Annotated in this window: 4 protein-coding genes and 1 pseudogene; 3 read left to right on the top strand and 2 right to left on the bottom strand. The window is 61.0% G+C overall.

What is annotated here, in order from left to right:
- The first annotated feature begins 167 nt into the window (after positions 1 to 167).
- On the top strand, positions 168 to 368 hold the full coding sequence (locus tag QZY44_RS35080; RefSeq protein WP_295458962.1) for a hypothetical protein: 201 nt from the start codon (positions 168 to 170) through the stop codon (positions 366 to 368).
- Between the two features lie 21 nt (positions 369 to 389).
- Here the strand turns inward: QZY44_RS35080 and QZY44_RS35075 are convergent, their stop codons facing one another.
- Positions 390 to 614 carry an EAL domain-containing protein gene (locus tag QZY44_RS35075; protein ID WP_365305940.1) on the bottom strand — a complete coding sequence of 75 codons (225 nt, stop codon included), beginning with the start codon at positions 612 to 614 and terminating at the stop codon, positions 390 to 392.
- A gap of 357 nt (positions 615 to 971) precedes the next feature.
- Here QZY44_RS35075 and QZY44_RS35070 point away from each other — a divergent pair, with 357 nt between their 5' ends.
- Both QZY44_RS35070 and QZY44_RS35065 read left to right on the top strand, forming a co-directional pair.
- Complete coding sequence (locus QZY44_RS35070) at positions 972 to 1,349, top strand: DUF1924 domain-containing protein (protein ID WP_295458959.1); 378 nt, start codon at positions 972 to 974, stop codon at positions 1,347 to 1,349.
- A 161-nt stretch (positions 1,350 to 1,510) separates the two neighbouring features.
- Complete coding sequence (locus QZY44_RS35065; protein ID WP_295458957.1) at positions 1,511 to 2,065, top strand: diheme cytochrome c; 555 nt, start codon at positions 1,511 to 1,513, stop codon at positions 2,063 to 2,065.
- Between the two features lie 519 nt (positions 2,066 to 2,584).
- On the opposite strand, the pseudogene QZY44_RS35060 reads toward QZY44_RS35065, so the two are convergent.
- A pseudogene (locus tag QZY44_RS35060) lies at positions 2,585 to 2,824 on the bottom strand (Tn3 family transposase); the annotation flags it as partial.
- Positions 2,825 to 2,956: the final 132 nt, after the last annotated feature.

Below are 2,956 nucleotides of genomic sequence, written 5' to 3'. Positions count from 1 at the left end.
TCGTCTCCCTGGTCGATCGCCTCGTCCACCATGCCGAGATCATCACCATCCAGGGCGATGTCCTATCGCCTCAAAGAGGCGAAAGAGCGCGCCGAACAGCGCCAGCACATGCGCACCGCGACCACCCGCGTGAGCCCGCGCACCACCAAAACCAGTGGAGAACACCCGTGAAGACCACGCTGATCCCCGACTATTGGTCAACCGAAGAGGCGTTGGCCATCGTCGACTTCCTCGACGACCTGCGCGAGCACATCTGGGCGCGCTATGGTCTGCGCATCCAGGACTTCCAAGCCGAGAACTATGTCAGCCAAGCGAACCACGCTCAACGCGACCTCTTCGACCCCGGCGAGCCCATCGATCCGTTCTGATCCCTCCCGCACGGGCGCTCTTCAGTGAGCGCCCGCCTGACGTCTTCGTGTCGCACTGGAAAGCTTTCCATAACCGTTCCAATGATTGTCAGACCCCGCAATCACCGCGCGGGCGCTAGCGCAGCCCCCCATATCCGACAGCAGCCCGGCGACGAAAGCACGGCCGACCTTGATTTCACGTATCGCCAACCGGTTGAGGGCTGCCAAGGACGAGTAGCCGGTGCCGAAGTCGTCGATGCTGACCACGGGTCTGATCAGGATACCTGCAAAGTTGAGTAATCTTGCTGCAAGGCTCCGAATTATCGTTGGCCCTATTCCAAACGCTTCAGCTTGGCCTCACCCCATACCGAAAACGAATGGTTAGAGAGCGATTAAATTGCACCTCGTGCAGGCTTGGCCGAGAATTCGGCCCGGGTGCGCTACCACACAGACGCGGTGAGGGCGTCGCGCCTAGTCTGCCCCTCCTTGAGCTGCCATCATCGTGCCTGCGATGACGCCGCCTACCTCGGGAACGTCCTGCGCGGATTGCATGCTTCCCGCAAAGCACAAGGAGAACCTGCTGCGCGGCAGCATCGACGGTTACAAACGCAAATAGGAATACCCATGAAACGCCCGCTATCCCTGACGCTTGCCACCCTCACCCTGATCTCCGGGCTGGCCCTCGCCGCCGGCCCAACCCTGGCTGCCGGCTCCGGCGATGCGTCCGCCGGGGCGCGTGCCTGGACCGAGGAACACACCCCGCCCGAAGCAACGCCCCCTAGGAGTTGTGTGAGCTGCCATACCGCCGATCTGACCAAGACCGGCAAGCATGCGACCACCGGAAAACCCATCGAGCCGATGGCTGTCTCGGTCAACCCCGAGCGGCTCAAGGACCCGGCCAAGGTGGAAAAGTGGTTCGGCCGCAATTGCCGCTGGACCTTGGGGCGCGACTGCACACCCCGGGAAAAGGCCAACTTTGTCGCCTACATCCAGAGCAAATGACCTGAGGGCCGCAGAGGGTCGGTCTTAATATCGTCAAGAGAATACACCAGATGGCCGGCGCCGTGCCCGCCATGCAATCCTCGCCCACGGCACCGATTGTCCGGTCCGAGAGCCCGGCGGCTGGGGCCGCCCAACCCAGCAAATCGGAAGAGGTGAAGCAATTGAACAAAATCATCGCAGGCGCGCTGAGCGCAGTACTGTTAAGCGGCGTAGCCGGAATAACGCTCGGTGATGATGACGACGATCGAGGAGGCACTGAACAACGCTGGGGCACGTTGGTGCCGGTCGTCAATGAACGCTATCGCACCGAGTGCGGCGGCTGCCACTTCGCCTACCAGCCCGGGCTGCTACCCGCGCAGGACTGGGGCCGCGTCATGGGGTCGCTCGCCAACCACTTCGGGGACGACGCGAGTCTCGACCCGGCCGTTGCGAAGGAACTGCTCGACTATCTGATCACCAATTCGTCCGATGGCGGAAGCTCGTTGCGTTCAATCGCCGTGGAGGCGCCCGCCACCGCACCCGCGGTCAACCTACCGCGCATCACTCAAACGACCTATTTCCAGCGTAAGCATGACGAAATACCAACCCGCTTGGTCACGGAGAACGCCAAGGTGGGAAGTTTCAGCAACTGCCAGGCGTGTCACCAAGGGGCCGAGCAGGCCAACTTCGACGAGGACGCGGTTTCCATCCCCGGTGCGCCGAATTGGAAGGATTGAACATTTACAGTCCTTGCGGGAAATGACGAGGGATTCCGGGTCTGAGGTTGATGTGACGACATTCACCTCGATCCAACCGGTGCGGCGCACTCAAGGCCAGGCAATCGGAGACGCTCGCGTTCGACTTGAAGTATCGGCTCATAGGGCCAGTTTTTGTGTACGCGGTTCGATGCTCTGGGCTGGTCAACTTAGGGTCACTCACGAAACGGAAACGTCAGCACTGTAAGCAGGCCACTTTTGGAACTGTCCATGCGTTTTGCATCTTTGGGTCTCTCGACGAGGTGCAAGGGCTGTTCTCGAAACGCGTCGTGCCGACCAATTGATACGAGAATCGTGTTCGAGAAGGGGCCTCCCCAAACCAGCACTGGCGAGGCATCAATTCTCACGATGCCTCTCGAAAACAATCGTTTGCGAAAATGCGGCCGAGTGTCAGATGCTCGCCGGAGCTTACCGTGCTGAAACTCCGTTGCGTGAGCGGACCCCTATGGGGTCACCCCACGAAACGGAAAAAATCGTACGCTAAGTCTCAGCCCGCACACGTAACGGCCGCAACTCGCCCTGCTCCACCTGCTTGCTCTGCCGCCAGATGTAGTCGCCGGTCAGGTTGATGTGCTCCCACCCCAGCGGCGACAGGTGCGACAGCAGGGCATCGTCCACCACCGTACCCGCATCACGTAGCGCCTGGACGGCCCGTTCCAGGTAGACCGTGTTCCACAGCACGATGGCTGCCACCGCCAGGTTGAGCCCGCTCGCGCGGTAGCCCGGCTTCGACTATTCGACCCCGGATGTTGCCATTTTAGGCCCATTTTGGCCCTTGGCGGTAGTGTAAGTGCCTGAGTGAGCTAGACCGGGTCCTGCGAAAGCGTCTGTAGTGCCGACCTTGGTCCTTGA

The sequence above is a fragment of the uncultured Thiodictyon sp. genome, from assembly GCA_903837595.1.
Taxonomy (GTDB): domain Bacteria; phylum Pseudomonadota; class Gammaproteobacteria; order Chromatiales; family Chromatiaceae; genus Thiodictyon.
This window is presented reverse-complemented; position numbering and strand designations above follow the sequence as displayed.

Excerpts from the sequence above, each read along its gene's own strand:
- QZY44_RS35070 (WP_295458959.1), top strand. The coding sequence starts at position 972 with ATGAAACGCCCGCTATCCCTGACGCTTGCCACCCTCACCCTGATCTCC.